We start from the raw sequence: 1,181 nt of genomic DNA, 5'->3' as shown, positions 1-1,181 counted from the left end.
CTTATCCGGTTGTAATAACCTGTCAGATAAAGTCTCACATCCTGCTCTGCCTCTTCATCATTCGCGTATCCCTTCGGCGGCAGCCACTCCGTTTTCAGGCTGCGGAACAGGCGTTCTGCCACGGCATTGTCCCAGCAGTTGCCCCGACGGCTCATGCTGCTCGTCATGCCATAACGCAGCGCCATTTCACGGTACGACACGCTGCTGTACTGCGAACCCTGATCGGAGTGGAACAAGATCCCCGCCGGACGCCCCCGATTGTGCCACGCCATCGTCAGCGCATCCTGCGCCAGACGGCTGTCCGCCTTTGATGAGAACGCCCAGCCGACGACTTTACGGGCATAAAGATCCAGCACCACTGCCAGATACAGCCAGCCCGTGCCGGACCTGATGAAGGTGATATCTCCGCACCAGACACGATCGGGTTTTTCTACGGTAAAGTCGCGGTTCAGATGATTGGCCGCACATAATGCACTCCGGTCAACGATACGGTACCGATGCCTGCCGGGCTGTTTGCTGACAAGCCCGGCCTCCCTCATTAATCGCCCGGCTTTGTAACGACCGACCGCCTTGCCTTCCCGGCACAGTAACGTCGATAACGTTCTGGCCCCGGCGGCGCCCCGGCTTGCCTTATGCAGCTCCGTCATCCGGCCGCGAAGCACAGCGCGTGCTTTGTCGGCAGGACGTTGCTGCCGGTGATAGTAAAACAGGCTCCGGTGGACTCCCAGCACCAGGCAAAGCTCTTTTACACTGTACGGCCCGCTTAATGTGGTGATGAGTGTCAGGGTTTTGTGGAGTCCGACATCAGCAAAGCCGTAGCCTTTTTTAGGATATCCTTATCCCGTTCAAGCCGTTTTACCCGCTCTTCAAGTTCGCGGATGTACTGCTGCTCGGGCGTCAGCGGGGTTACCGGCTTTAACGCGGGACGAGCCGTGGGAAGCAGTCCGCCCCGGCGCTCTGTCTGCAGCTGTTTGACCCAGCGACGCATCGCAGTACGGCCAACCTCGTTGGTCTCACAGGCCTGTGCGATGGAGTACCCATGATCAAGAACCAGTTCCGCGCATTCGCGTTTGAATTCGGGAGTAAATGTCCGGCCGCTCATATAATCACCTCATTAGTTATGTCAGTTATAACCTCTGAGCGTGTCTAAATCTATTAAGCCACTACACAGACACGCTCCC

2 protein-coding genes are annotated in these 1,181 nt (G+C 57.3%); both read right to left on the bottom strand.

Annotated features, from left to right (window positions below):
* Window positions 1-731 (bottom strand): IS3 family transposase (locus tag CYR55_RS22915; RefSeq protein ID WP_146001045.1); only part of this gene is annotated, 731 nt, incomplete at its 3' end.
* Between the two features lie 50 nt (window positions 732-781).
* Window positions 782-1,102 (bottom strand): transposase, encoded by a 321-nt coding sequence (locus CYR55_RS22910; RefSeq protein ID WP_101818588.1) that lies wholly within the window; start codon window positions 1,100-1,102, stop codon window positions 782-784.
* Window positions 1,103-1,181: the final 79 nt, after the last annotated feature.

It is taken from the genome of Chimaeribacter californicus (genome assembly GCF_002858675.1).
GTDB lineage: Bacteria > Pseudomonadota > Gammaproteobacteria > Enterobacterales > Enterobacteriaceae > Chimaeribacter > Chimaeribacter californicus.
The sequence above is the reverse complement of the archived record's forward strand: the minus strand, read 5'-3'. Positions and strand labels throughout refer to the sequence as shown.

Bases quoted from the DNA above. Each gene is read 5' to 3' on its own strand.
- CYR55_RS22910 (WP_101818588.1), bottom strand. From the start codon at position 1,102: ATGAGCGGCCGGACATTTACTCCCGAATTCAAACGCGAATGCGCGGAA.